Raw genomic sequence first — 24699 nt, forward strand, 5'->3', positions numbered from 1 at the left:
TCGATCACACGATCACGGCGCTGAGGTACCCCTCGCATCCCACTCGGCACACCCCGCACCGGGACACCGCGCCCGCGGGCCGCGAGGGGTACGTCAGAGCAGTTCGATCATGCGGAGATCGCTCTCAGGTACCCCTCGTAGCTCCTCGCACCGTTCCGCCACGCACTCACGGGCCCTAGGGTCGGTGGGAGGAACCGTCACGCCGGCGCCCCGGACCGCTCGCCCGGGCGAAAGGCACGTCAGAGCAGTTCGATCATGCTGAGGTGCCCCTCGTAGCCACCGCACGTCGGTCCAGCGCCACCCCGCGCCGGCTACGCCGCCCCTCACGGGCTCACGGGCTCACGGGCTCACGGGCTCACGGGCTCACGGGCTCACGGGCTCGCGGGGCCGCGGGGCCGCGAGGGGCACGTGAGTGCACTTGGATCACGCGGACACCGCACTGAGGTGCCCCTCGCTCGGCGAAGACCGCGCTGAGGTACCCCTCGTAGTTCCTCGGGCCGATCCGCCGCGCCCTCGCGGACCCTGGAGTCGGTGGGTGGAGCCGTCACGCCGGACCGCTCGCCCGGGCGAGAGGTACGCCAGGGCAGTTCGATCAAGTGGATGCCGCGCTGAGGTACCCCTCGTGGCGCCCCGCACCGCAGCGCGGCCGCCCCGCACCGCAATGCGCGCACCCGCCGACACTCCGGCCGCACCGGGCCCCGCACTTCCGGTAGAGGTCGCGGTGAACAGGTTTCGGGCACACAAAAGGAGCGCCTCCCGAACCCGTAAAAGGTTCCGGAGGCGCTCCATCATGCACAGTTAAATGTCGGCGGCGACCTACTCTCCCACACCCTGTCGAGTGCAGTACCATCGGCGCAGGAAGGCTTAGCTACCGGGTTCGGAATGGACCGGGCGTTCCCCTAACGCTATGACCACCGACAACACTATCAACTTATCCCCCACCCACCGACCCAAAACAGTCGACAGAAAGGGGTCCTGACACACACAACCACACCCCTCCAGCAGAGGGGATGGTTGTGGGCTCAGGGCCACACAGTGGATGCGAACAACTCGTTGTGAGCAAGCCCTCGGCCTATTAGTACCGGTCAACTCCACCCCTCACAAGGCTTCCATCTCCGGCCTATCAACCCAGTCATCTACTGGGAGCCTTACCCACTCAAGGTGGTGGGAGACCTCATCTTGGAACAGGCTTCCCGCTTAGATGCCTTCAGCGGTTATCCCTCCCGAACATAGCCAACCAGCCGTGCCCCTGGCGGGACAACTGGCACACCAGAGGTTCGTCCGTCCCGGTCCTCTCGTACTAGGGACAGCCTTCCTCAAGTCTCCAACGCGCGCGGCGGATAGGGACCGAACTGTCTCACGACGTTCTAAACCCAGCTCGCGTACCGCTTTAATGGGCGAACAGCCCAACCCTTGGGACCTACTCCAGCCCCAGGATGCGACGAGCCGACATCGAGGTGCCAAACCATGCCGTCGATATGGACTCTTGGGCAAGATCAGCCTGTTATCCCCGGGGTACCTTTTATCCGTTGAGCGACACCCCTTCCACAAGGCGGTGCCGGATCACTAGTCCCGACTTTCGTCCCTGCTCGACCTGTCAGTCTCACAGTCAAGCTCCCTTGTGCACTTACACTCAACACCTGATTGCCAACCAGGCTGAGGGAACCTTTGGGCGCCTCCGTTACTCTTTAGGAGGCAACCGCCCCAGTTAAACTACCCACCAGGCACTGTCCCTGAACCAGATCATGGCCCGAGGTTGAGACACCCAATTCGACCAGAGTGGTATTTCAACAACGACTCCACCACCACTAGCGTGGCCGCTTCACAGTCTCCCACCTATCCTACACAAGCCGAACCGAGCACCAATACCAAGCTATAGTAAAGGTCCCGGGGTCTTTCCGTCCTGCCGCGCGTAACGAGCATCTTTACTCGTAGTGCAATTTCGCCGAGTCTGTGGTCGAGACAGCGCCCAAGTCGTTACGCCATTCGTGCAGGTCGGAACTTACCCGACAAGGAATTTCGCTACCTTAGGATGGTTATAGTTACCACCGCCGTTTACTGGCGCTTAAATTCTCCGCTTCACCCCGAAGGATTAACGGGTCCTCTTAACGTTCCAGCACCGGGCAGGCGTCAGTCCGTATACATCGTCTTGCGACTTCGCACGGACCTGTGTTTTTAGTAAACAGTCGCTTGGGCCTGGTCTCTGCGACCACCCACCCCTAGCCGGCAAGCGGCTTCAAGGCGAGTGGCCCCCCTTCTCCCGAAGTTACGGGGGCATTTTGCCGAATTCCTTAACCACAGTTCGCTCGATCGCCTCGGTATTCTCTACCTGACCACCTGTGTCGGTTTGGGGTACGGGCCGCAACAGCACTCGCTAGAGGCTTTTCTCGACAGCATGGGATCACTCTCTTCGCCTCAATCGGCTACGCGTCACCTCTCACCCTTCACGACCCCCCGGATTTACCTGGGAAGTCAGGCTACAGGCTTACACCACGACAACCACCGCGTGGCGGAGCTACCCTCCTGCGTCACCCCATCACTTGCCTACTACCGGATCGGATCCCACGCTCCCCCACAAACAAGAGCCCCGAAGGGCTCAGGGTGGGTTCGGATGGTTAGCATCACCGGCCCCAGCATGGACGCACTATCACGAGCACGGGAATATCAACCCGTTGTCCATCGACTACGCCTGACGGCCTCGCCTTAGGTCCCGGCTCACCCTGGGCGGAACAACCTGGCCCAGGAACCCTTGGTCATCCGGCGGCAGAGATTCTCACTCTGCATTCGCTACTCATGCCTGCATTCTCACTCCCACACATTCCACCCGTAAATCACTCCCGGGCTTCACCACATGCAGGACGCTCCCCTACCCAACAAGAACCTAGTTCTCATTGCCACGGCTTCGGCGGTGCGCTTGAGCCCCGCTACATTGTCGGCGCAGGACCACTTGACCAGTGAGCTATTACGCACTCTTTCAAGGGTGGCTGCTTCTAAGCCAACCTCCTGGTTGTCTGGGCGATCCCACATCCTTTCCCACTTAGCGCACGCTTAGGGGCCTTAGCCGGTGATCTGGGCTGTTTCCCTCTCGACCACGAAGCTTATCCCCCGCAGTCTCACTGCCGCGCTCTCACTCACCGGCATTCGGAGTTTGGCTGACTTCGGTAAGCTTGTCGGCCCCCTAGGCCATCCAGTGCTCTACCTCCGGCGAGAAACACACGACGCTGCACCTAAATGCATTTCGGGGAGAACCAGCTATCACGAAGTTTGATTGGCCTTTCACCCCTACCCACAACTCATCCCCCAGGTTTTCAACCCTGGTGGGTTCGGGCCTCCACGACGTCTTACCGACGCTTCACCCTGGCCATGGGTAGATCACTTCGCTTCGGGTCTACACCCCGCGACTATAGGCGCCCTATTCGGACTCGCTTTCGCTACGGCTACCCCACACAGGTTAACCTCGCCACGAAGCATAACTCGCAGGCTCATTCTTCAAAAGGCACGCCATCACCCTACAGACGAATCCGCTTCAGGCTCTGACGGCTTGTAAGCACACGGTTTCAAGTACTATTTCACTCCCCTCCCGGGGTACTTTTCACCTTTCCCTCACGGTACTAGTCCGCTATCGGTCATCAGGTAGTATTTAGGCTTGACGGGTGGTCCCGCCAGATTCACAGCGAATTTCACGGGCTCGCTGCTACTCGGGAACAACATCCACAACACGTGCCATGCTTTCGCGTACGGGGCTATCACCCACTACGGCGACCCTTCCCAGAAGTCTTCCGCTAACACAACACAATGCCGTCCCACCCTCGGCAGAAGGTGAACAATGCATCCCACAACCCCACATCCGCAACACCTGCCGGCTTGACACGGACACGGTTTAGCCTCATCCGCTTTCGCTCGCCACTACTCACGGAATCACTGTTGTTTTCTCTTCCTGTGGGTACTGAGATGTTTCACTTCCCCACGTTCCCTCCACGCACCCTATGAATTCAGGTACGGGTAACGCCCCATGACGGGCGCTGGGTTTCCCCATTCGGACACCCTCGGATCACAGCTCGGTTGACAGCTCCCCGAGGCCTATCGCGGCCTCCCACGTCCTTCATCGGCTCCTGATGCCTAGGTATCCACCATGTGCCCTTAACAACTTGACCACAACAAGATGCTCGCATCCACTATGCAACACTCAACCCACAACCACACCCACCCCCACCACAACCACCACACCCAGCAGGGAGCGTTAGGAAGAGCAGGACCAGAGCGGCCAAAGAAAACCCCCATAAAGGGTGTCTTCTCAGGACCCAACAGTGTGCCGAACCACAGCTTGGCGTTCGTTGTGTTCCACCCAGCCACACCCCAGGACACGAACGGTCCTGTCAGATGCGGTCTCAGATAAGGAACCAACTCATTCAACAAGAACAAAGTTGGCGCCCCACTACAAGTGGGACTCCTTAGAAAGGAGGTGATCCAGCCGCACCTTCCGGTACGGCTACCTTGTTACGACTTCGTCCCAATCGCCAGTCCCACCTTCGACGACTCCCTCCCCAAAGGGTTGGGCCGCCGGCTTCGGGTGTTACCAACTTTCGTGACGTGACGGGCGGTGTGTACAAGGCCCGGGAACGTATTCACCGCAGCGTTGCTGATCTGCGATTACTAGCGACTCCAACTTCACGGGGTCGAGTTGCAGACCCCGATCCGAACTGAGACTCACTTTAAGGGATTCGCTCCACCTCACGGTCTCGCCGCCCTCTGTATGAGCCATTGTAGCATGTGTGAAGCCCTGGACATAAGGGGCATGATGACTTGACGTCATCCCCACCTTCCTCCGAGTTGACCCCGGCAGTCTCCCATGAGTCCCCACCATTACGTGCTGGCAACATGGAACAAGGGTTGCGCTCGTTGCGGGACTTAACCCAACATCTCACGACACGAGCTGACGACAGCCATGCACCACCTGCACACCAACCACAAGGGAAGCCCTATCTCTAGGGATGTCTAGTGCATGTCAAACCCAGGTAAGGTTCTTCGCGTTGCATCGAATTAATCCACATGCTCCGCCGCTTGTGCGGGCCCCCGTCAATTCCTTTGAGTTTTAGCCTTGCGGCCGTACTCCCCAGGCGGGGCGCTTAATGCGTTAGCTGCGGCACAGAAACCGTGGAATGGTCCCCACACCTAGCGCCCAACGTTTACGGCGTGGACTACCAGGGTATCTAATCCTGTTCGCTCCCCACGCTTTCGCTCCTCAGCGTCAGTATCGGCCCAGAGACCCGCCTTCGCCACCGGTGTTCCTCCTGATATCTGCGCATTTCACCGCTACACCAGGAATTCCAGTCTCCCCTGCCGAACTCAAGTGATGCCCGTATCGACCGCACGCTCAGAGTTAAGCCCCAAGTTTTCACGGCCGACGTGACACACCGCCTACGAGCTCTTTACGCCCAATAATTCCGGACAACGCTCGCACCCTACGTGTTACCGCGGCTGCTGGCACGTAGTTGGCCGGTGCTTCTTATCCAGGTACCGTCACCCGAAAGCTTCGTCCCTGGCGAAAGAGGTTTACAACCCGAAGGCCGTCATCCCCCACGCGGCGTCGCTGCGTCAGGCTTTCGCCCATTGCGCAATATTCCCCACTGCTGCCTCCCGTAGGAGTCTGGGCCGTGTCTCAGTCCCAGTGTGGCCGGTCGCCCTCTCAGGCCGGCTACCCGTCACCGCCTTGGTAGGCCATCACCCCACCAACAAGCTGATAGGCCGCGGGCCCATCCCCAGCCGAAAAAACTTTCCACCACCCAACATGCGTTGAGAGGTCCTATCCGGTATTAGACCCAGTTTCCCGGGCTTATCCCAGAGCTGAGGGCAGGTCACCCACGTGTTACTCACCCGTTCGCCGCTCGTGTACCCCCGAAGGGGCCTTACCGCTCGACTTGCATGTGTTAAGCACGCCGCCAGCGTTCGTCCTGAGCCAGGATCAAACTCTCCAACAAAACCCTGACAAAACAAACGATCCACAGACCCGACGGGGTCAGACCTGCGAACCAAAACAATCTGGCACAAAAACGCCAAACCATATAATAGCTCGACACACTGTTGAGTTCTCAAAAGACACCCGCACCACACCACCGACCGTAAAGCCGGATCCGAAGGCGGATCGCCTTGACCCCACCACCATAACCACACCGGATTTCTCCGATGCGACCGGGGGGTCGTGGTGGCCAGCGGGCCTGTTGACCGGACCTCCAGGGCCCGTTCTGTCCGGCTCACTCGCTGACAAGGAAGAAGTTACGGCACGGTGTCCGGGCGGGTCAAACCGGGGGGCCCTACAGGCGAACAGCAGGCATCGTCGCAGCTCAGCACATCCGCGTCCGGCCCCGCCGACCTTCTCGAGACTCTATCGCACCAGGTTTCGGACGATCATGCCTTGGTGTGACGCCGAGCACTCCCTCTTCGCGATCCCCCATCGGCATGGTCTGCTCGGAGGTCGGGCCACCGACGGCGGCCGACCCGAATCGCGTGTTGATCAGCGGTTATCCGGCTCGGACGGACGTCGACGGGTCCCTGCTCGCCCACCGGTTTCCGGCCGTATCCGGTCCGACTTCCGGCCGTATCCGGGCCAGGGACGTGGCAGCCCCGCACTCGGGCACGGTCCCCACACCTCGTCACAGGCGAGTGGCCGGAGGGATGCGGCAGCCCCGCCCTCGCGGCGGACCCTGCTCCTCGTGAGGGGCTCGCGGCCGGCGAGTGCCTCCCGATCGGCACGGGTTCCCGTCCCGGTGCGCCCGCGTACGCGGGTGTCCGAGCCCCCGTCACCGCATCAGGGGGGTATCCGCACGGGTTCTGGCGCGTTGGTCCGTCGAGTGCCCCTTGCCGGGTCCTGCAGCGCGTCGGGGGCGAATGCGCGTCGCGATCAGGCGAGGGGCACTCCTCGTCGGGCACGCGCCACCGCCCCTACCGGGCGAGGCTTCCGGCGGCGAGGCTTCAGGCGGGAGGCCGGGCCGCGTCGACGACATCGCGGGCGGCCGACGTCGTCGCCGGCAGCAACTCGCCCACCGCGCCGAGCACGCGGCTCTGCCCACCGAGGGCGTCCACCGCGGTGATGACCGGTGCGAGCGCCTCCGGCCCCACCAGCGCGGGGACGACCCACGAGACCAGCCACATCACCAGCAGCGCCGTCACGACCCCCGTCACCGCGCCGACCAGGCGGTCCAGGAATCCCAGCTTCGCCCGGGCGAGCACCCGGCTGACCAGGCCACCGAGGAATCCGCCCACCAGGGATCCGAGCAACAGCCCGGCGATGATGCCGAGCAGCCCCCACAACCAGGCGGAGTCCGGCGAGTCGCCGTACCCGGCGAGGTTCGAACCCCACGCGGCACCGATCCCCGCTCCGACGACGAGACCGAACAGCCTCCCCGCACGAGCCACCCCACCGAGGCGGCGGAACCCGCCCACCGCGGCGGCGAGCACCACGATCAGGACGATCACGTCGAGCAGCGTCATGGAATCCCCCTCCGAACCGCACCGGAACTGCCGGTCCCCACCGACCATCCCCGCCGGACCTGAGACGACGCTGAACGTCCGTTCCCGGCACGAGCGATCAGGGCCCCGTACCGATGGCGTGGGGCGGCGGGCATGAAGCGGCGAGGGGCCGGGTACCCGGGACTCATGAGGACACCGCACGAGCCCCACACCGAGGGCCGACCGGTTCCCACCGAGAAGAGCGACACCCCGGTCGACGAATCGCCGGACGGAGACGGCGTCCATCTCGACGCCCAGCCCGTCGAGGTGGACGCCCCGGACCACGCGTCGTCCTGACCGGCTGTCGCCGCATCCACAGATCCGAGGGAAGGACACCCGAGAACCATGGCCACCATCCGCTACACCGTTCCCGGCCTCGAGCGCGGTGACGCCGAACAGATCGTCGGGCTGCTGCAGAACCGCCTGCACGCCCTCAACGACCTGCAGCTCACGCTCAAGCACGCGCACTGGAACGTCGTCGGCCCGCACTTCATCGCGGTCCACGAGATGCTCGACCCGCAGGTCGACACCGTGCGCGGCTTCGTCGACGACGTCGCCGAGCGCATCGCCACCCTCGGCGGCTCCCCGGACGGCACCCCCGGCGCACTGGTACGCGACCGCACCTGGGACGACTACTCGATCGGCCGCGACGACGCGATCGCCCACCTCGGCGCCCTCGACGTCGTCTACACCGGGGTGATAGCCGACCACCGCAACCAGATCGAGAAGCTGGAGACGCTCGACCCGGTCACCCAGGACATGCTGATCACCCAGGCCGGCGAGCTCGAGCAGCTCCAGTGGTTCGTCCGAGCCCATCTGGAGAGTTCCGACGGCTCACTGAAGTCGCAGTCGACCCGCACCGAGGAGGGCGCTGCGCAGGCAGCGCGCTGATCTCCACGGCCGACGGGCCCGGTTCCGCACCCAGCGGGACCGGGCCCGTCGGCACGTCTAGAACTCGCCGCGGCGGCGCGCCCACAGGAGGCAGCCGCCGGGCACCCCGACGAGCAGCACCCCGAGCACCAGCGCGGGTGCGACCTGCGGTGGCAGCAGCGCGACCAGCAGGCCGAAGAGCATGGCGGCGGCCATGACCACTCCCACCACCGACAGGCGCAGTGGCGTCCCGGTGCGACGGACCGGTGGGTGCGTGATGCCCTCGATCCCCTCGAGCCGGTGCGCCAGACCGGGGTCCTCGCGCCGGGTGGCCGAGGAGATCTCCGCCAGCGCGCTGCGCTCGCGCTCGTCGAGCGGGCGGGCAGGGCGGTCCTCCAGCACGGCGGGCTCCTCGTCATGACCGGACGCGTACCGCTGAGAGTAGGCACTGCCGGCGGCCGCAGCCACGTCTGCCGCCGGAACCGTCAGGCCGTTTCGGCCCGCCCGACCCAGAGAGCGCTGGCCAGCGTCGGGCCCCACTCCTCCTCGGCCTCGCCGGTTGCGCGGTCCTCGGCGTAGGAGCGGCGCAACCGCACCACGAACGGCCCGTCGAACGGCTTGCGGGTGAGCAGATCGAGCCGGTCCCCCAGCCGGACGTCGCGGGCGTCGAGGAACCGCAGCACCTCCGGGTCGGTGTCGTCGACCCGCACGAGATCGCCACCCTCGCCGTACTTGAGCTCCGGCAGCCGGCGCGCCCGGATCTCGGGCATGTCGCCGTCCCGCCCGGGGATCGGATCGCCGTGGGGGTCGAACCGGGGGTGCCCGAGCCGGCTGTCGATCCGTTCCAGCAGGCGGTCGGAGACGGCGTGCTCGAGTTCCTCGGCCTCCTCGTGCACCTCGTCCCAGGCCAGATCGAGCTCGGTGACCAGGAACATCTCGAGCAGCCGGTGCCGGCGCACCACGGCCAGCGCGGCGGACCGGCCCGCCGGGGTGAGCGTGATACCGGCGTAGCGGGCGTGGTCGACCAGGCCGGCGTCGACGAGCTTGCGGATCATCCCGGACACCGACGGCGACGACACCCGCAACCGCTCGGCCAGCGCGGAGACCCCCACCACGCCCTCCCAGCGCTCCGACAGCAGGAAGATGGTCTTGAGGTAGTTCTCCACGGATTCCGAGTGGCGCTCCGTGCTCATGGCTCCACGTTAGCCCGCCCTCGCCCGGGGCAGGGTGCGCTGTCCTGCTCTCTGGAACCATGCAGGGATGAGCGACGGCCGGCCCCCGGGGAGCCCACCCGAGCACGATCCCGGCCCACCTCCGGACCACCCCGCGAGCGGCGGGTGGACCCACGGTGCCCGGACCCGCTACCGCGGATTCCGCGACGGGCTGCGGCACCGCCCGCTGGTCGACCGGTGCTGGCGCTGGGGCATCGGGGTGCTCGGTGCGCTCGTCGTGATCGTCGGCATCGTCCTCATCCCGTACCCCGGGCCCGGCTGGCTGATCGTGTTCACCGGACTCGCCGTGCTGTCGTCGGAGTTCGAGGCGGCGCGGCGGGTGCTGCACTACGCGCGCCGGCGTTACGACCGGTGGAACGCGTGGCAGAAGCGTCAGCACGTCGCGGTCCGGCTGCTGCTGCTCGCCGCGACCGGCGCGGTGGTGCTCGTGACCATGTGGCTGCTCGACGTGTTCGGGCTGCTCGCCGACTGGTCCGGCTGGGACGCGCCGTGGCTGGACTCGCCGCTGGAGCCGTTCGCCTGACCGGCGCCGGCGCCTACCCGTCCACCAGGCGCGCCAGCACCCCCGTGTCGTGCGGGGAGCCGAGTGCGGCGGCCAGGCAGAGACCGTTCACCGCGGCGACGAGCAGCGGGCGGCGATCTGCGGCTGCCGGGAGCAGGCGGGCCGCGGCGCCGGCGAGCGCGGTGTCCCAGCGCCGCAGCTCTGCGCGCAGATCCTCGCGGCGCGCGGCGTGCAGGAAGAGTTCGTACTCGGCGATGGTGAGCAGCCGGTCCTGCCGGGCGCAGTCCTCCACCAGCTCGACGAGGTCCTCGATCGTGTCGAGGGTGTCCAGCCGGGCGACGTACCGGTCGTTCACCGAGGTCAGCGCGGCGACCAGCAGCCCGTCCACCGAGGCGAAGTAGTACAGCACCGCGCTCGGGGGGACGCCCGCCTCCGCGGCGACGGCGCGCTGGGTGACGGCGGCCGTGCCGCCCCGGCCGACCAGCCGCAACGTCGCGTCGAGCAGCGAACGCCGGCGTCGCTCGCCCTTGCGCAGCCGCCCGTCGGCAGGTTCAGGCATGCGCCGGTGCACCGCCCAGCTCCAGTGCCAGCACCCCGCCGATGATCAGCAGGAGCCCGCCGGCCTGCGTCCAGGTCAGCGACTCCCCCAGGAAGAACGCCCCGATCAACGCCACGAGCGCCACCCCGGCCGCCGCCCACACGCCGTAGGCGACCCCGAGCGCCATCCCGCGGGACAGCGCCTGGGACAGCGACCAGAAGGCGACCGCGTAGCCGGCCACGGTGATCAGCGACGGCAGCAGCCGGCTGAACCCGTTCGACGCACGCAGCGAGACCGTCGCGGTCACCTCGGCGCCCACCGCGAGTGCGAGCCATCCCCACATAGGCGTTCCTCCTCCGTCGTTCCCGGCCGACCCGTCGTCTCCGGACGCTGCGACGGTACGCGATTCTGGAGCAGATGCTCAGGTTGCGGCGGGCGCCACTCGGTCGATCGACACCCGTAACGGTTTTCATTTGTTATTGTGGCGCATCGTGACCACGCAGAGCCATCGTCCGCTCACCGCACCGGATTTCCCGGCGCCCCGCCGGCACCCCGACGGCCCGGACGCCACGAGAACGGCCGACCGGCTGGTCGCGTTGCGCCACCGGCTCGAGCGGACCGACCTCCGTCCGGGTGAGGTCGTCGATGCGGCGTTCGGTGAGCTCGTCGGGCTCTGCTGTCACCCTCCGGCAGGCTGCACCGAGCAGGTTCTCGAGCGGGTCGCCCCGCACGCCGGGGCGCTGCGCGCACTCGCCTCGACCGGTGAGGGGCTCATGGAGACGCACTGGGCGGAGCGGATCACCGGTGCCGCCGACCCCGCCGCCGAGCTGGTCCGCTTCCCCTACCTGGGCAACTACCACGACCTCGTCCGGCTGGAGATCGCCGCGCTCGCCGCGCTCGGCCTCCCGGCACCCCGGCGGGCCGTCGTGCTCGGGTCGGGGCCGCTGCCGCTGACCGGCCTGGTGCTCGCCGACCGGTTCGGCACGGACGTGCTGCACGTCGACCGGGACGCGGCCGCGGCAGCCGCCGGGGACGCCGTCGCCGCCGCCGTCGACATTCCGGCGCGCAGCCTGGTCACGGATCTCGACGGCCCGCTCCCTCCCGATCTGACCACCGAGCTGCGCCACGCGGACCTGGTCCTGGTCGGCGCGCTGGTCGGAACCGACACGGTGGCGAAGGACGCGATCACCGCGCGGCTCGCGGCAGCCGCACCGGACGCGGTGCTGCTGGTGCGCTCCGCGGCCGGGCTGCGCACCCTGCTCTACCCCCTGGTGACGCCCGCGGACCTGCCGGCCCTGGACGTGCTGCTGGAGGTGCACCCGCGCACCGACGTCGTCAACTCGGTATTGGTGGCCCGCGCCCGGCGATAGACCCGCCGCCACGTTCCCCGTACCGGCCCGATGACCTGGACGAGGCGCCGCCCGGATGGTCCGATGGAGGCGTGCCCGACACGCCGCCCGCCGGAACCCCGGACACCGGTCGAGACCCCGGGTCGTCCTCCGACGGCCCCGGGGACCCGGTGTGCTGGCTGGACCGGCTCTGCCCGGACTGCGGGGCGATGCCCTCGCCCGAGGAGGACGGCGGGCCGCCGCGCACCTGCTGGCGCTGCGGTGCCGCCGTCCCACCCTGACGCCCGCCGGTGTTTGCGATCGGCTGACGATCCGGCGGACGCCACCCGCCGGTTCGACGCGCGGGCCGGGATCGGGTGGAATCGGGCGCATCATGGCCGGAACCCAGATCACCCAGCACCCGAGTGGCCCACGTCCCCGGGTGCTGCTGGTGGACGACGACGTCCGGATCGGGCAGGCACTCGGGCTGGCGCTGGACGACGAGGGCTTCGACGTCGACGCCGTCCACACCGGTGAGGAGGCCCTCGAGCGCGCCGGTGACCCCGGCATCGACCTGGTCCTGCTCGACCTCATGCTGCCCGGGATCGACGGGTTCACCGTCTGCCGCCGGCTCCGCGAGGCCGGCGACCTCCCGATCATCATGGTGACCGCGCGGTCGGACTCCGCGGACGTCATCACCGGTCTGGAGGCCGGGGCCGACGACTACGTGACCAAGCCGCTGGTCGCCGGTGAGCTGGCGGCGCGGATCCGGGCCCTGCTGCGCCGTCGCCGTCCCGCCCCCGCGGCGTCTCGCCGGCTGGTGCTCGGCGACGTCGAGCTGCGCCCCGACGAGGGGATCGCCCTGCGCGCCGGCGAACCGGTGCACCTGACCCGCACCGAGTTCCGGTTGCTCGCCGAGCTGGCCGCGGCGGACGGGCGGATCGTCACCCGCGACGAACTGCTGTCCCGGGTGTGGGGCTACGAGTACCACGGCGACACCCGGCTGCTCGACGTCCACGTGCGACGGCTGCGGCGCAAGGTCGAGACGGATCCGGACCACCCGACGGTCGTGCTCACGGTCCGTGGGGCCGGCTACAAGGTCGGCCGGACGGCGGCACCGCAGGAGCCGGCGACCGGCCCGCGCGGGTGAGCCGGGGCGCCACGGTGCGGTCCGTGCTGGACCGCATCCCGCTGCGCCGGTTGCCGCTACGTCACCGGGTCGCCGTCGCGTTCGCCCTGGTCTCCCTGGCCGTGACCGGCCTGTTCGCCACCGTCACCTGGAACCTCGCCTCGTTCTACCTGGTGGAACAGCGCGTCGAGGGCGCGACCCGGCAAGCCGACGGCAACGTCGCGCTCGTCGAGCGGACGCTCGCGGTGAACCCGGACGGCGAGGGCCTCAACGACCTGCTGACCGGGCTGGCCGGGACACCGGACATCACGGTGGCGCTGCACCGGGACGGCCGCTGGACGACCAGCGGCCGCACCGTCGATCTCGACGTGCTGCCGGGCCCGCTGCTCGACCTGGCCCGCGACGGGACCCCGGCACGGCAGCGATTGCTGATCGAGGGGCTACCGAGCCTGGTGATCGCCCTGCCGATGCCGAACGGGGGCCTGTTCGTCGAGATCCTGCCGCTGCACCTGCTCGACGCCAACCTCCGGTTCCTCGGCTCGATCCTGTTCTTCGGGGTCGCGGCCAGCACCGTGCTGGGCCTCGGTCTGGGGCACTGGGCCGGGAAGCGGGCGCTGCTGCCGCTGACCGAGCTCGCCCGGGCCGCGGGCCGGATCGCCGGCGGGAACCTCGCCGCCCGGCTCCCGGACAGCTCCGACGCCGAGCTGGCGCCGCTGGTCGCCACGTTCAACCGCAACACCGACGCGCTGGAGCAGCGGGTGCAGCGGGACGCCAGGTTCGCCGCGGACGTCAGCCACGAGCTGCGGTCCCCGCTGACCACGCTGGTCAACGCCGTCGCGGTGCTGCGCAGGCGGCGCGAGGAGCTGCCGCCGACCGCGCAGCAGGCGGTCGACCTGCTCGACGGCGACGTCCACCGGTTCCGCCGAATGGTGCTGGACCTGCTGGAGATCTCCCGCAGCGACACCCTGGAACGCGAACCCTGGGAACTCGGCGAACTCGTCCGCGGGCTCGTCGCCGCCCGCGGAGAGGACCCGGTACCGGAGATCGACGCGCCGGAACCGGTGACCGTCCCGGCCGACCGACGACGCCTGGACCAGGTGCTGGGCAACCTGCTGGACAACGCCGACGCGCACGGCGGCGGCGCGCTCCGGATCGGCGTGTCGGCCCGGCCGGGCCGCGGCCGGATCGAGGTCGACGACGGCGGCCCCGGCATCCCGCCCGACCGGCGGGCCGCGGTGTTCGAACGGTTCTCCCGCGGGACACTGGCCGGCAGCCGTGGCGACGGCGGCGGCACCGGCCTGGGACTGTCCCTGGTGGCGGCGCACGTCCGCCGGCACGACGGCGAGGTGTGGATCGAGGAACGGCCGGGCGGCGGGGCCCGGGTCGTCGTGGAGCTGCCCGGGGAGGCCGGATGAGGCGCGGACTCGTGGTCGCGGTGCTCGGGTCGCTGGTGTTCCTCGGCGGGTGCGGGGTGACGCTGCAGGACGAACCCGAGCCGCTCGGACCGGCGACCGAGGCGCCGTCACCGGCGCCGACGGTGAGCACGCAGCCGGACGCGCCGTCGCCCTCGCCCACGACCGGTGCACCCGTGCCCGTGGAGCCGCCGGAGCCGCTGCCGACGCCCGCCCGCTGAACCTGCCGGTAGCCCTGCGGAGCGCCCGCGCCGGGGATCGCGCTGCGGGCGCCCGGTCATGGCGCGGCGGCCTGTCGAAAGAGGACCTACCGGAGCACGCTGACCAGGCTCGCGCTCTGCCGATCGCCGTAGAACTCCTCGACTCGTGCTCGCGCCTCGGCCACCTGCCCCACCAACGTCCGCGACTGCTCCGCCGTGGCGTCCGGTCCTGTGTAGATGCCGGGCTCCACCTCCTCCATGCCGAAGCAGCCCGGACAGGTCGTCGCCGCGACCGAGGGGAACGCCACCGCGATCGCTGCCACCGCCGCGGCGAGCAAGGTCAGGATCGCGACGACGCCCCATCGAACTACCCGGGAGAGGCGGAGTCGCCCGCTCTCCTCGTCATGGGGGGTCGAGTGCACCCGTCATACGTACCAGCGCACGGCATCGGACCAGCTGCCCCTGGGAACGGAACAGCAGCCGTACCACTCATGCTGCTCCGAGCGGTCCTTCACCTCGCTCGGCGGGATCGTTCTGCCGCGACCGACGGGTCCGCACAAGCAGCGCGCCCCAGATCGGCAGCAGCAGGATGGCGCTGATCGGCTCGAGGGCCAGCGTGGCGAGGCCGAGCAGGATGACGACTCCGGTGAAGCGGCCGACGGCCGCGAATTCGCCACCACTGCTGTCCCTGCCGTGTGGCTCTCGCCACCGTCGGAACGACTCGGCGAGGTCCGGGTCCTCCGCGACCAGCGCGTCTTCGATGCGGCGCAGCGCCTCACCACCTGCTCCGACCGGCATGACACCCCCTCCCGCCCACCCCGCGCAGAACATCGCCCCTGACCGACGGCGGGCGGTCCTGCTCGTCGGCCCGGCTACCGTCGCCGGGTGGCGAGCACGCCGATTGCCACGCCCAGCCCCAGCACGATGAGCAGGACGAACCAGAGGGCCGCGTTCACGGTGAGGGTGAAGAACGCGATCTGTACCGCGTCGCGGTTCTGGAGAATGAAGATCAGAGTGACCACTGCGACGACGAGCGCGGCGATCTGTTTCCCGCCGAGCGTGCGACGGCGACGGGTCATCGGGTGTTCGGGATGGTGGGTCACGTCCGTCTCCTCCGGTTCCGGGGCGTCAGGCCTTGAGCTCGACCTCCTCGAACGCCTCGCGCAGTGTCGCCTCCTGCTCGGCCGACAGGTTCGTCGAGATGAGCTCGGCACGGGTACCGCGGAACTGCTCCATCACCCGGTCGGTAACCGCGTTCGTGGTCATCGCGAACAGCGCCGAGGTTCCCGGCGTGACCTCGTCCCGCACACGTCGGATGAAGCCGTCATCGATGCCGACGTCGGCCAACGAACCGCTCAGCGCGCCCATGGCCGCACCGACAGCCATGCCGAGGAGTGGCACGAAGAAGATCAGCCCGAACAGCAGGCCCCAGAAACTCCCGCCGAGCGTCCCCGAGCCGACGAGTCCGTGGAGCTGCTCGGTCCGTGGCTTCTTGTGCCCTTCGGGCCACGACACGACGGCCGCGTCGACGAGGTTGATCAGTTCTTGCTTCTGAAGGCGTTCGATGGTGGTGAGGGCCTCCTTCGCGCCGTCGGTCGTGTCGAACCGCCACACCGTCAATGTCGCCATCTTCTGCACCTCGGTTGTTCGTCGTCCGGTACGTGGTGCGGCCACTCTCGGGTCCTCGGCGGGAAACGGCATCACCCTGGCCGGGTGGTCGGGTCCGGCCTCGGCACGACCTCCCGAAAGCCGGCGGCCGGCACGCGATCAGCGCGGTCCCGGGACAGGGCCACCCTCCTCGGGCGTCAGCGATGTGGGCCGGACCGGCACGGTATGGGCGGTCGACGCCGCGGCGGCCGCGTAGTCCGCGATACCGGGCCGGCCAGGGCGCCGGGCGGCGAACAGGGCGAGCCCGATCCCGGCGGCGGAGAAGACCGCCAACGCGAGGCAGGCCCCGGCGAAACCCGCGGACAGAGCGGTGTCGGGGCTGGAACCGCTCGCTACGCGGGCGGCCGTCACGTTGGCGTAGATCCCGGCCGCGACGGCGGTCATGACCGCGCCCCCGACGTAACGGGCCATGTTGGAGATCCCGGAGGCCGCGCCGACCTGCTCGGGAGACACACAGGCGGTGGAGATCGACGACGCCGGCCCGTTGGACAGCCCCAGCCCGGCGGCGATCGCGAGCAGCGGGAGGACGAAGGCGCCGTAGCCCCAGGACGCCCGGACGGCGACGAGCACCACGAAGCCCGCGGTGAGCAGGACGAACCCGACCATGATGACCGGGCGGGTGCCGAAGCGGTGCGCGAGCGGGGTGATCGCGGGGGCGACGAGGACGACGACGGCCGCCACCGGCAGGGTGGCCAGGCCCGCAGCGAGGCTGGACATGCCGAGGCCGGCGGGATCCTGGAAGTAGAGGCTCAGCAGCAGACCGAGCGCCGCAATCGCCCCCGACCCGATCAGGATCACCAGCGTGGAACCGACCAGGAGCGCGTTCCGCAGGAGGCCGAGATCGACCAACGGGGCGGCGACCCGCTGCTCGACGAGGACGAAACCCACGGTCGCCGCTGCCGAGAGGGCCAGACAGCTCAGTGTGGGCACGCTGACCCAGCCCCACGTCGAGCCCTCGGTCATGGCGAAGACGAACGGGACGAGGAGGCAGGCGATCAGGACGGTCCCGGCGAGGTCGATCGTGCGCGGCCTGGTGGCGTCGAACGACTCGCGGACCGTCCACAGGGTGAGCGGGACGCAGGCCACCGCGATGGCCGCGTCGATCCAGAACAGGCCCTCCCACCCCGTCGTCGCGTCGAGGACGCCGCCGACGAGAGGACCGGCTGCTGCTCCGGCGGCCGCGGCGGCACCCCAGAGCGCGACCGCACGCATCTGCCCGGAGCCCGAGGATGCGACCGACAGCAGGCTGAGGCCGCACGCCAGGATCGTCGCCCCCGCCGCTCCCTGCACGACGCGGCCGAGCACCACCATCCACCCCGACCCGGCGATCGCGATCAGCATGCAGGAGACGACGAAGACCCACAGTCCGGCGAGGAACACCCGGCGGCGGCCGAGGAGGTCGCCGAGCGCACCGGACGTCACGATCACTGCGGCCCCGACCAGCAGGTATCCGGTGACGGCCCACTGCAGGAGATCGATCGAGGCACCGAGATCGGTGGCGATCGAGGGCAGCAGGATGCTGACCGCCGAGGTGTTCGCGTTGACCACGAACGTCGACACGCAGGCCGCGATCAGTACGCCCCGGCCCGGGCGAACCCCTGCCTCGGTGAGGCTGCTCGACCCGGTCACGCGCGTCGCACGATCACTGCGGGAGCCATCACGAGCGCGGCGCGGTTCGTCTGTGGCTCGGGCATCTCGGGGCGCTCTTCGAACAATGCGGGATCGTGCGCGGTCATCACCACTCCCCGGCGGAAGCCGAAACCGTGTCGAGGACGGACAGGGGCGATCGTGCGCCTCCTGGTCGATTCCCGTCCTCACCCCCAGCAGGTGAGAGGTCGCGGGGCCGCCGGCTCAGCGGGTGGTGCCGTCCCAGCGGGGCGTGGGCGAGTCGATCTCGAGCGGACGGGTGTAGGCGAGATCCGCTCCCTCCCACACACCCTTCGGGAAGGCGAGCGGCAGGTCGCCGTTCGGCCAGGGCGAGTCACCCTCGAGATCCATCTCGATGATCGTCCGGCGGAAGAGGATGCGCCACTCGCCGTCGCGCTTCTCCAACCGGTCGATGTAGCGGCCCGCGGTGAAGCGAGCCCGACCGGACGCCGCCTGCGGTTTCATCGTGCCGATGACGTAGGTCTCGGCGTGGGCGGTGTCGCCGTCGACCTCGCACAGGTGGTTGGTCAGGTTGTGGTTGTGCGCGATGTAGCCCGCGGAGTGCCAGACGTTCGCGGTCTCACCCCACTGGGCACCGGAGGTGACCGCCTGCCCGTGCTCGTCCGCCCCGTCCGGCCAGAAGCAGCTCGACGTCAGCTCGGCGTCGTGCCGGTCGTTGCCACGCGACTGCCGCGCGATGACGTCCAGGATCTCCTGGCGGTCCTTCAGGTACCGGACGGTGTCGCGGAGCTCGATGAGCTCGGTGTCGGTCAGGGTCATCCCAGCCTCCCTCGGTACTGCGCGGGTTCGACCTTCATCAGGTCCCGGAACGACGGCGGTCGGCGGCCGTCCCGATCGGTGATGTCGTAGCCGGCGGCGACCTCGGCCGCGATCAGCGTCCGCCCGCTCTGCTCCAGCAGTGCCGGATCGGCATGCAGCGCGGCGATCACGTGGCCGGCGAACTCCGGCGTCTCACCGATCTGCTGCAGCTGTGCCGCATGCGGACCACCGGCATCGATGATCGCCTGGACCCGGTCGGTGAGGACCGCGCCCAGCCAGAGCGACACGCTGGTGACTCCGAACGGCTCGAAGTCGACCGCCATGTCCGTGGCGAACTTGTCCAGTGACGCCTTGTGCGCCCCGTACGCGGCGCCGAACTGGTAGTGCACCGCGCCGGGAGCGGAGGTGAAGACCAGCAGGCTGCCCGTCGTCCCCACCAACAGGGGTGCGGCGTAGTAGGCCGCCACGTAGCTGCTGCGCACGCCGACGTCGAGCAGGTCCACGCCCGCGAACAACGGCTTGTCCCAGAACGGGACGTGTGTCTGCAACTCGTCGTGGACCAGGGCGGCGTTGTTGACCAGCACGTCGAGCCGGCCGGCTTCGCGCCGGACCTGGTCGAACAGGGCCGCGACCGCCTCGTCGTCACGATGGTCGACCCGGATCGCCACCCCGCGGCCACCGGCCTCGGTGACCACGTCCGCGGTCTCCTGCAGGCTGCCCGGGCGCCCCGAGGCGTCCGTGCGGTCGGTCCGGCCGGTGATGTACACGGTGTAGCCGTGTGTGCCGAGCGCCGACGCGACTCCGCGCCCCACCCCCCGGCTGCTGCCCGTGACCACCGCGACCGGCGCCGTGTCACTCATGCGAGCTCCCCTCGACCTCGTCGCCTTGCGACGTGCCCTACGGCTGTATAGCTGGGCAGCTGAGCACTCACCCCACGAGCATTCCGCACAGCGGGACGCAATCGGGAGGGGATGCGTTCGGCAGATTCAAGGAGTTGTTTCGAGTGTTCGCGGAAGAGTTTCCATTGCCAGATTCCGAGCCGGTCGGCTCCTCCCGACCCCGCACCGCGGGCTACCGAGATTCGACGACGCACCAGTCACCCCGTGATGCCGCCGCACAATCAACACACGCCCGCGACCACTGTCCTGTACAATTCTCGACATTGATCGGACTGTTTCATGCAATGGCGAGCGGCACGTCGACTCACATTCCGCGAACTGCGACGACCGGACAGAGTCCAGCCACGCCGCGGTCACCGGGTCAAGGGCAGCGATGGATCGTCTGTTCGGCTCCCGCCGGCATCCTTGCCACCGTGTCCGGCTCCATCGACCCTCTCGGTGCGCCGCGCGCCTATCATCGACCCTGGCATCGTGTGCCGCCGACCGTTGTGTTCGACACCCACCCGGTACCGGGCATGACCTCCGGGTCGCCAGGAGACCGCCCACGTCTCAACGAGGAGTCAGTGGATGAAGCGATCGATGGAGATCGAGCCGATCGCAACCGACGGCGCGGGGATCTCGAGCGCCCTCGACGGTTTCGAGCTGTGCCGCGCAGTAGGCTTCGACGCCTTCCGGGACAGCCTCAACGGGGTCTTCTACCCCGCCCGGGTCGAACCGACCGGCCTGCACACAACCTCGGTGCAGTCCCTGCTCAGCGCCGTCGAGCTCACTCACCTGACACTGGGTTTCGTCCGCTTCGGCACCGAGACAGCCCTCGACCCGGGGGCGCTGGGCGCCTACCACGTGAACGTGGCTCTGTCGGGATCGGTCGAGTCGCACTGCGGCCGGGAGAGCGTCGTCGCACGTCCCGGCACGGCCGCGGTGTTCACCCCGGAGGACCACACACGGTTACCGCGCTGGGGTGCGGACGCCGGCCAGCTCTGCATCAAGATCGACCGTCGAGCGCTGGAAGCCGAGCTGGAGTCGATGCTCGGCCGTCCTGTGGCGTCCCTCGTGCGGTTCTCGATCGGCTTCGACCTGGCGAACTCAGCGGGACGGAGCTGGCTCAACGTGGTGCGTCTGCTTCTCACCGACCTCGCGGACGGCAGCAGCCTCAGCCGTGGCTCCACCACACACCGCGAAGAACTCGAACGACTCGTGATCAGTTCACTGCTGCGCGCCCAACCGCACGACTTCCACGACGAGCTGCACAGCGACCACGCACCCGCCCGCTCACGCATCGTCAAGCGGGTCGTCGACGCCGTGGACGCCGAGCCCGAGAAGGCCTGGACCCTCGCCGGAATGGCCGAGCTGTCCGGGGTCAGCGGACGCCGGCTGCAACAGGGCTTCCGCGAGCAGCTGACCATGTCACCCATGGCCTACGTTCGCCTCGTCCGCCTGGAACGTGTCCACAAGGACCTGCTCACGTACTCGGGCTCGGTCACCGACGTCGCCTTCCGCTGGGGCTTCACCCACCTCGGCCGGTTCGCCGAGGCTTACCGCGAACGGTTCGGACTCGCCCCCTCCGAGACCCTCCGTAGGTTCAGGGCCTGACCACCTCGCGCGGGCATCGGGCCGGGTCACAGGAGAACGGGGCGTGACCGCCGCGCTGCACGTGGCGGTCACACCCCTTGCCCTTCGGGGGCCAGGTGGCGGGGGATCAGACGTCGAGTGTCAGCGGCTCGTCGGTTCCCAGGAGCATGCGGCCGTAGGCCTCCTTGCCGAGTTCGGGCATCACCAGCGCATGCCGACCGGCGATCTCGGAGTCCCGCCAGACGCGGCTGAGCACGTTGGCATCGGCGAAGGACGAGGCGCCGTTGACGCTCATCAGGCGGTCGATGCCGTCCTTGACCAGCTCGCTGATGACACCGGTGTCCATCCGCACCCGTACACGGGTGAGCTTGTCGAGCTGCACCCTGGCGACAGCGGCCCCGTCGATATCGGCACAGGCGCGCTGAAGCAGCAGCTCGGCCTGGTCGAACCGGGTGAACGCCTCGGCGGTCTGGATCTGGTGGGTCGGGCTGTTCTTGGCATTGGTGTAGCAGGTGTAGGCCACGTTCTTCGGCGGAACCGCGGCGACGGTGCGCTCGCGTGCGTGCCGGGCGAGGCCGATCTGGGCACCCACGAGGATCAGCGCGGCGACCGGGATGAACGCCATGTTGGCGTTCTGCTCGTCCGGCTTGTGCGAGGTGCCGTAGTCGCCCTCGACCATGTCGGTGAACCGCTGGATGCGGTGGTCCGGTACGAAATGATCGTTGACGACGATGGTGTCGCTGCCTGACCCCTTCATCCCGGCGACGAACCAGGTGGGCTCGATCGTCCATGCCTCGGCGGGGATCAGCGCGAGAGCGCGGGGATCGCCCTCGCCCGCAAGCCCGATACCGAGGGTGGCCCAGGTTGCCGCGAACGAACCCGACGAGTAGGCCCAGCGACCGCTGACGAGATAGCCGCCTTCGACGCGCTCGGACTTCAGCGGTGGCGAGAAGATCCCGCACGCCTTCGCGTCCGGGGCGCCGAACGCCTCGTGCTGCGCTTCGTCGCTGAACGTGGTCGAGAACCAGGTGCAGACGTTGAGCAGCGCGACGGCCCAGGCTGTCGATCCGTCGCCACGACCGACCTCGGCGATGCACTCCATGGTGGTGCGCAGGTTCGCCTCGAGACCACCGAGCCGCACCGGGATCAGCAACTTCAGCAGCCCGGCCTCTTCAAGGGCGTCCATGACCTCGGGAACGACCCGCCGCTCCTCGGACGACTTCTCCGCGTGCTCACGGATCAGCGGCACGAGGGCGGTGGCACGGGCGATGATCTCCCTGTCCGGCTCGGTCCCCGCACCGGCGCGCACCGTGTCCGGTCGATCCAGGATCTCGGTCATTGAAGTACCTCCGCTCAACACTGAATGTATTGCAGCACGCTAAACGGATCCTGAGCCGCGGCCATCCGGTTCACGACGCGGCCAGTCCGATGCACGAAATCGGCTGGTCCGACGCCGACTCGCGGTGCGCGCGGCCCTCTGCGCGCGATCTCGAGGAGTCAGGAATGCCCGACGACGCCCGTCACCCGAGTTGAGTGTGCGTTGCGCAGAATGGCCGGGTTCCGGCGCATTCCGGATTGCGCTGCCCACCACGCTCTTTACGCTCGGGCTCGAGAACCGCCGCTCGCCGAGGAGATGTGGTGACTGCTCCGTCCCCGCTGCACCCGCTTCAGGGGGACGAGGTGTCCTCCGGTCAGCAGGACGACCACGCGACCTGCTCACCGGGCACCTCGTTCGGCGGCACCGGACGCAGGTGATCGACGTCGGCGCCATCGGGCCCCGTCTCCCTGCGCCCCGCTCGCGTCGTCATCCGTCGGGGCCGATGGGGGGATCTCCGCGCCAGGCCGCGGTGAGCAGCGCCCGGATGCCCTCGGCGGTGACCACGCGCGGGTTGGCGTAGGGCGACTCGAGGGCGAGGGCCACGACCTCGGGGATGTCGGTCTCAGCCATGCCCAGATCACGCAACGCGCGTGGAGCGCCGAGCGCGCCCGCCAGATCCCACAACGCTCGTGCCGGGTCGTCGCCGCCGAGGGCTCGGGACAACGAGGTCACGGCCTGGGATGCCGCAGGGGCGTTGTAGGCGAGGGCGTGCGGCAGGACGACGGTGTGCGTCTGGGCATGCGGCAGATCGAGAGCGCCACCGAGGGCGTGGCACAGCTTGTGGTGCAGCGACATCGTGGTCGCGCCAAGGACTGCCCCACACAGCCAGGCGCCGTACTGGGCCTCGGATCGGGCACTAATGTCCTGCCCGTCGGCGACGACCCGGGGCAGTGCGCTCGCCAGGGTGCGGGCGCCCTCCTCGGCCATCAGGGAGACGATGGGGCTGCGGTCGGGCGCGTACAGGCCCTCGACGGCGTGCGCCAGCGCGTTCATCCCGCTCACTGCCGAGATCTCCGCCGGCAGGGAGACGGTGAGCTCCGCGTCGTACACCACGCTGCGGGGCAGCACCCGAGGGTCTCGGCCCGTCCGCTTGCGGCCGTTCTCGGTGAGACCCCACACGGGGGTCATCTCCGAGCCGGCATAGGTGGTGGGCACGGCCACCACGGGCAGACCGTGCTCCAGCGCGATCGCCTTCCCCAGCCCGATCGCCGATCCCCCGCCGACCGCCACGCAACCGTCGGCGCCGAGGCGTGCAGCCTGCTCCCGTGCTCGATCCGCGATCTCCGTCGGAACGTGCATCCGGGCCTCGGCGAGAACTCCGACCGCAAAGCCGCCCAGGGCGTCGGCCACACGATTTCCGGTGTCCTCCTGCTCGGGCGAACAGAGCACCAGCACCCGGCTGAGCCCGAGGAGACCGAGCTCCTCGCCGAGCTTGGCGACCGTGCCGGTTCCGAAGGTCACGCGCATCGGCAGTGCCTGGTAGGTGAACGCGAGATCCATCTGAGGTCCGTTCTCTCGGTGTTTCCTCCGGCCGTGAACGGGCGGGAGCCACGGCTGCTCGGACGCGGGCGTCACGCAGAGGCGGCTCAGTCCTCTCACCGCGCTCGTCCTCGCACTGCGGGGCGCCGGCGGGCGGTGGAGCGCCCCGGGGAGCCGAGCGCTCCACCGCCGCCGTTCCGCCAGGTGGCCGTCAGAAGGTGCCCACCAGGTGGGTGTCCAGTCCGATCCGTCCCACCTTGGTCGCGCCGCCCGGGTTGCCGAGCACGCTGTCCCGTCCCGGTAGGGGCTCGGTGAAGAAGGCGGCGTTGTCGGCGACGAAGGCGGAGTCGGCCGCCGACACCGTCGTCGCGTTGCTGATCGCGTCCATGGGACACGCAGGTACGCACGCGCCGCAGTCGATGCACTCCACCGGATTGATGTAGAGCTTGCGGTCGCCCTCGTAGATGCAGTCGACGGGGCACTCGTCCATGCACGCCCGGTCCATCGTGTCGATGCAGGCGCTTCCGATGACGAAGGCCATGAGGCACCTCCTCTCTGG

At 68.6% G+C, this 24699-nt stretch carries 24 protein-coding genes and 3 rRNA genes; 9 read left to right on the top strand and 18 right to left on the bottom strand.

Translation table 11 applies throughout. The features are described 5' to 3' along the window. Window positions 1–803: 803 nt before the first annotated feature. The 4 genes from rrf to JOF36_RS00020 all read right to left on the bottom strand — a co-directional run bounded on the left by rrf (window position 804) and on the right by JOF36_RS00020 (window position 7488). Window positions 804–919, bottom strand: a 5S ribosomal RNA gene (rrf, locus tag JOF36_RS00005). 136 nt (window positions 920–1055) lie between these two features. After that, a 23S ribosomal RNA gene (locus JOF36_RS00010) occupies window positions 1056–4154 on the bottom strand. A gap of 301 nt (window positions 4155–4455) precedes the next feature. Continuing rightward, window positions 4456–5978: ribosomal RNA gene (locus tag JOF36_RS00015) — 16S ribosomal RNA — on the bottom strand. Together the 16S, 23S and 5S rRNA genes form the textbook arrangement of a ribosomal RNA operon. 991 nt (window positions 5979–6969) lie before the next feature. Further along, complete coding sequence (locus JOF36_RS00020) at window positions 6970–7488, bottom strand: CvpA family protein (RefSeq protein WP_210024378.1); 519 nt, start codon at window positions 7486–7488, stop codon at window positions 6970–6972. 165 nt (window positions 7489–7653) lie between these two features. Here JOF36_RS00020 and JOF36_RS00025 point away from each other — a divergent pair, with 165 nt between their 5' ends. Next, complete coding sequence (locus tag JOF36_RS00025; protein WP_210024379.1) at window positions 7654–7803, top strand: hypothetical protein; 150 nt, start codon at window positions 7654–7656, stop codon at window positions 7801–7803. Between the two features lie 48 nt (window positions 7804–7851). After that, a complete protein-coding gene (locus JOF36_RS00030; protein ID WP_210024380.1) occupies window positions 7852–8397 on the top strand; it encodes a Dps family protein in 546 nt (181 codons plus the stop codon). 57 nt (window positions 8398–8454) lie between these two features. Here JOF36_RS00030 and JOF36_RS00035 read toward each other — a convergent pair whose 3' ends face one another. Continuing rightward, window positions 8455–8778, bottom strand: coding sequence for a DUF3040 domain-containing protein (locus tag JOF36_RS00035; RefSeq protein ID WP_210024381.1), 324 nt, complete (start codon window positions 8776–8778; stop codon window positions 8455–8457). Between the two features lie 83 nt (window positions 8779–8861). Beyond that, on the bottom strand, window positions 8862–9569 hold the full coding sequence (locus JOF36_RS00040; RefSeq protein WP_245350593.1) for a metal-dependent transcriptional regulator: 708 nt from the start codon (window positions 9567–9569) through the stop codon (window positions 8862–8864). Between the two features lie 67 nt (window positions 9570–9636). Between JOF36_RS00040 and JOF36_RS00045 the strand changes: the two genes are divergently transcribed. Next, a complete protein-coding gene (locus tag JOF36_RS00045) occupies window positions 9637–10131 on the top strand; it encodes a TIGR02611 family protein (protein ID WP_210024382.1) in 495 nt (164 codons plus the stop codon). A gap of 13 nt (window positions 10132–10144) precedes the next feature. On the opposite strand, the gene JOF36_RS00050 is transcribed toward JOF36_RS00045, so the two are convergent. Together JOF36_RS00050 and JOF36_RS00055 are read right to left on the bottom strand one after the other, a co-directional pair. Next, window positions 10145–10669, bottom strand: coding sequence for a TetR/AcrR family transcriptional regulator (locus JOF36_RS00050; protein WP_210024383.1), 525 nt, complete (start codon window positions 10667–10669; stop codon window positions 10145–10147). After that, window positions 10662–10991 (bottom strand): DMT family transporter, encoded by a 330-nt coding sequence (locus JOF36_RS00055; protein ID WP_210024384.1) that lies wholly within the window; start codon window positions 10989–10991, stop codon window positions 10662–10664. Before JOF36_RS00055 ends, JOF36_RS00050 begins: the two co-directional genes overlap by 8 nt. Before the next feature lie 148 nt (window positions 10992–11139). On the opposite strand from JOF36_RS00055, the gene JOF36_RS00060 reads away from it, so the two are divergent. From JOF36_RS00060 to JOF36_RS00080, 5 genes are all read left to right on the top strand, one after another. Continuing rightward, a complete protein-coding gene (locus JOF36_RS00060; protein ID WP_210024385.1) occupies window positions 11140–12018 on the top strand; it encodes a nicotianamine synthase family protein in 879 nt (292 codons plus the stop codon). A gap of 71 nt (window positions 12019–12089) precedes the next feature. Then, on the top strand, window positions 12090–12278 hold the full coding sequence (locus JOF36_RS00065) for a hypothetical protein (protein ID WP_210024386.1): 189 nt from the start codon (window positions 12090–12092) through the stop codon (window positions 12276–12278). A 92-nt stretch (window positions 12279–12370) separates the two neighbouring features. Further along, the gene (locus JOF36_RS00070) at window positions 12371–13126 is read left to right on the top strand and encodes a response regulator (protein ID WP_210024387.1); all 756 of its coding nucleotides are present in this window, start codon (window positions 12371–12373) and stop codon (window positions 13124–13126) included. Window positions 13127–13149: 23 nt separating this feature from the next. Beyond that, a complete protein-coding gene (locus JOF36_RS00075) occupies window positions 13150–14520 on the top strand; it encodes a sensor histidine kinase (RefSeq protein WP_307862143.1) in 1371 nt (456 codons plus the stop codon). Continuing rightward, complete coding sequence (locus JOF36_RS00080) at window positions 14517–14738, top strand: hypothetical protein (protein WP_210024389.1); 222 nt, start codon at window positions 14517–14519, stop codon at window positions 14736–14738. The genes JOF36_RS00075 and JOF36_RS00080 overlap by 4 nt, the downstream gene beginning before the upstream one ends. Window positions 14739–14824: 86 nt before the next feature. Here JOF36_RS00080 and JOF36_RS00085 read toward each other — a convergent pair whose 3' ends face one another. The 7 genes from JOF36_RS00085 to JOF36_RS00115 form a co-directional block, all read right to left on the bottom strand. Further along, entirely contained in the window at window positions 14825–15139 is a 315-nt protein-coding gene (locus JOF36_RS00085) for a hypothetical protein (protein WP_210024390.1), read from the bottom strand. Window positions 15140–15206: 67 nt separating this feature from the next. Then, the gene (locus JOF36_RS00090; protein WP_210024391.1) at window positions 15207–15515 is read right to left on the bottom strand and encodes a DUF3040 domain-containing protein; all 309 of its coding nucleotides are present in this window, start codon (window positions 15513–15515) and stop codon (window positions 15207–15209) included. Between the two features lie 74 nt (window positions 15516–15589). Continuing rightward, window positions 15590–15820 carry a lipopolysaccharide assembly protein LapA domain-containing protein gene (locus tag JOF36_RS00095; protein WP_210024392.1) on the bottom strand — a complete coding sequence of 77 codons (231 nt, stop codon included), beginning with the start codon at window positions 15818–15820 and terminating at the stop codon, window positions 15590–15592. A 25-nt stretch (window positions 15821–15845) separates the two neighbouring features. Then, the gene (locus JOF36_RS00100; RefSeq protein WP_210024393.1) at window positions 15846–16346 is read right to left on the bottom strand and encodes a DUF1269 domain-containing protein; all 501 of its coding nucleotides are present in this window, start codon (window positions 16344–16346) and stop codon (window positions 15846–15848) included. A 138-nt stretch (window positions 16347–16484) separates the two neighbouring features. Continuing rightward, window positions 16485–18014 (bottom strand): MFS transporter, encoded by a 1530-nt coding sequence (locus JOF36_RS00105; protein ID WP_210024394.1) that lies wholly within the window; start codon window positions 18012–18014, stop codon window positions 16485–16487. 222 nt (window positions 18015–18236) lie between these two features. Beyond that, window positions 18237–18812 carry a nuclear transport factor 2 family protein gene (locus JOF36_RS00110; RefSeq protein WP_210024395.1) on the bottom strand — a complete coding sequence of 192 codons (576 nt, stop codon included), beginning with the start codon at window positions 18810–18812 and terminating at the stop codon, window positions 18237–18239. Further along, the gene (locus JOF36_RS00115; RefSeq protein WP_210024396.1) at window positions 18809–19672 is read right to left on the bottom strand and encodes an SDR family NAD(P)-dependent oxidoreductase; all 864 of its coding nucleotides are present in this window, start codon (window positions 19670–19672) and stop codon (window positions 18809–18811) included. Before JOF36_RS00115 ends, JOF36_RS00110 begins: the two co-directional genes overlap by 4 nt. A 606-nt stretch (window positions 19673–20278) precedes the next feature. On the opposite strand from JOF36_RS00115, the gene JOF36_RS00120 reads away from it, so the two are divergent. Further along, on the top strand, window positions 20279–21304 hold the full coding sequence (locus tag JOF36_RS00120; protein WP_210024397.1) for an AraC family transcriptional regulator: 1026 nt from the start codon (window positions 20279–20281) through the stop codon (window positions 21302–21304). A 106-nt stretch (window positions 21305–21410) separates the two neighbouring features. Here the strand turns inward: JOF36_RS00120 and JOF36_RS00125 are convergent, their stop codons facing one another. From JOF36_RS00125 to fdxA, 3 genes are all read right to left on the bottom strand, one after another. Then, complete coding sequence (locus JOF36_RS00125; protein WP_210024398.1) at window positions 21411–22643, bottom strand: acyl-CoA dehydrogenase family protein; 1233 nt, start codon at window positions 22641–22643, stop codon at window positions 21411–21413. A 444-nt stretch (window positions 22644–23087) separates the two neighbouring features. Then, on the bottom strand, window positions 23088–24161 hold the full coding sequence (locus JOF36_RS00130; protein WP_210024399.1) for a maleylacetate reductase: 1074 nt from the start codon (window positions 24159–24161) through the stop codon (window positions 23088–23090). 190 nt (window positions 24162–24351) lie between these two features. After that, window positions 24352–24681 (bottom strand): ferredoxin, encoded by a 330-nt coding sequence (gene fdxA, locus JOF36_RS00135; protein WP_210024400.1) that lies wholly within the window; start codon window positions 24679–24681, stop codon window positions 24352–24354. Between the last annotated feature and the right edge of the window lie 18 nt (window positions 24682–24699).

The organism is Pseudonocardia parietis (genome assembly GCF_017876315.1).
Taxonomy (GTDB): Bacteria; Actinomycetota; Actinomycetes; order Mycobacteriales; family Pseudonocardiaceae; genus Pseudonocardia; species Pseudonocardia parietis.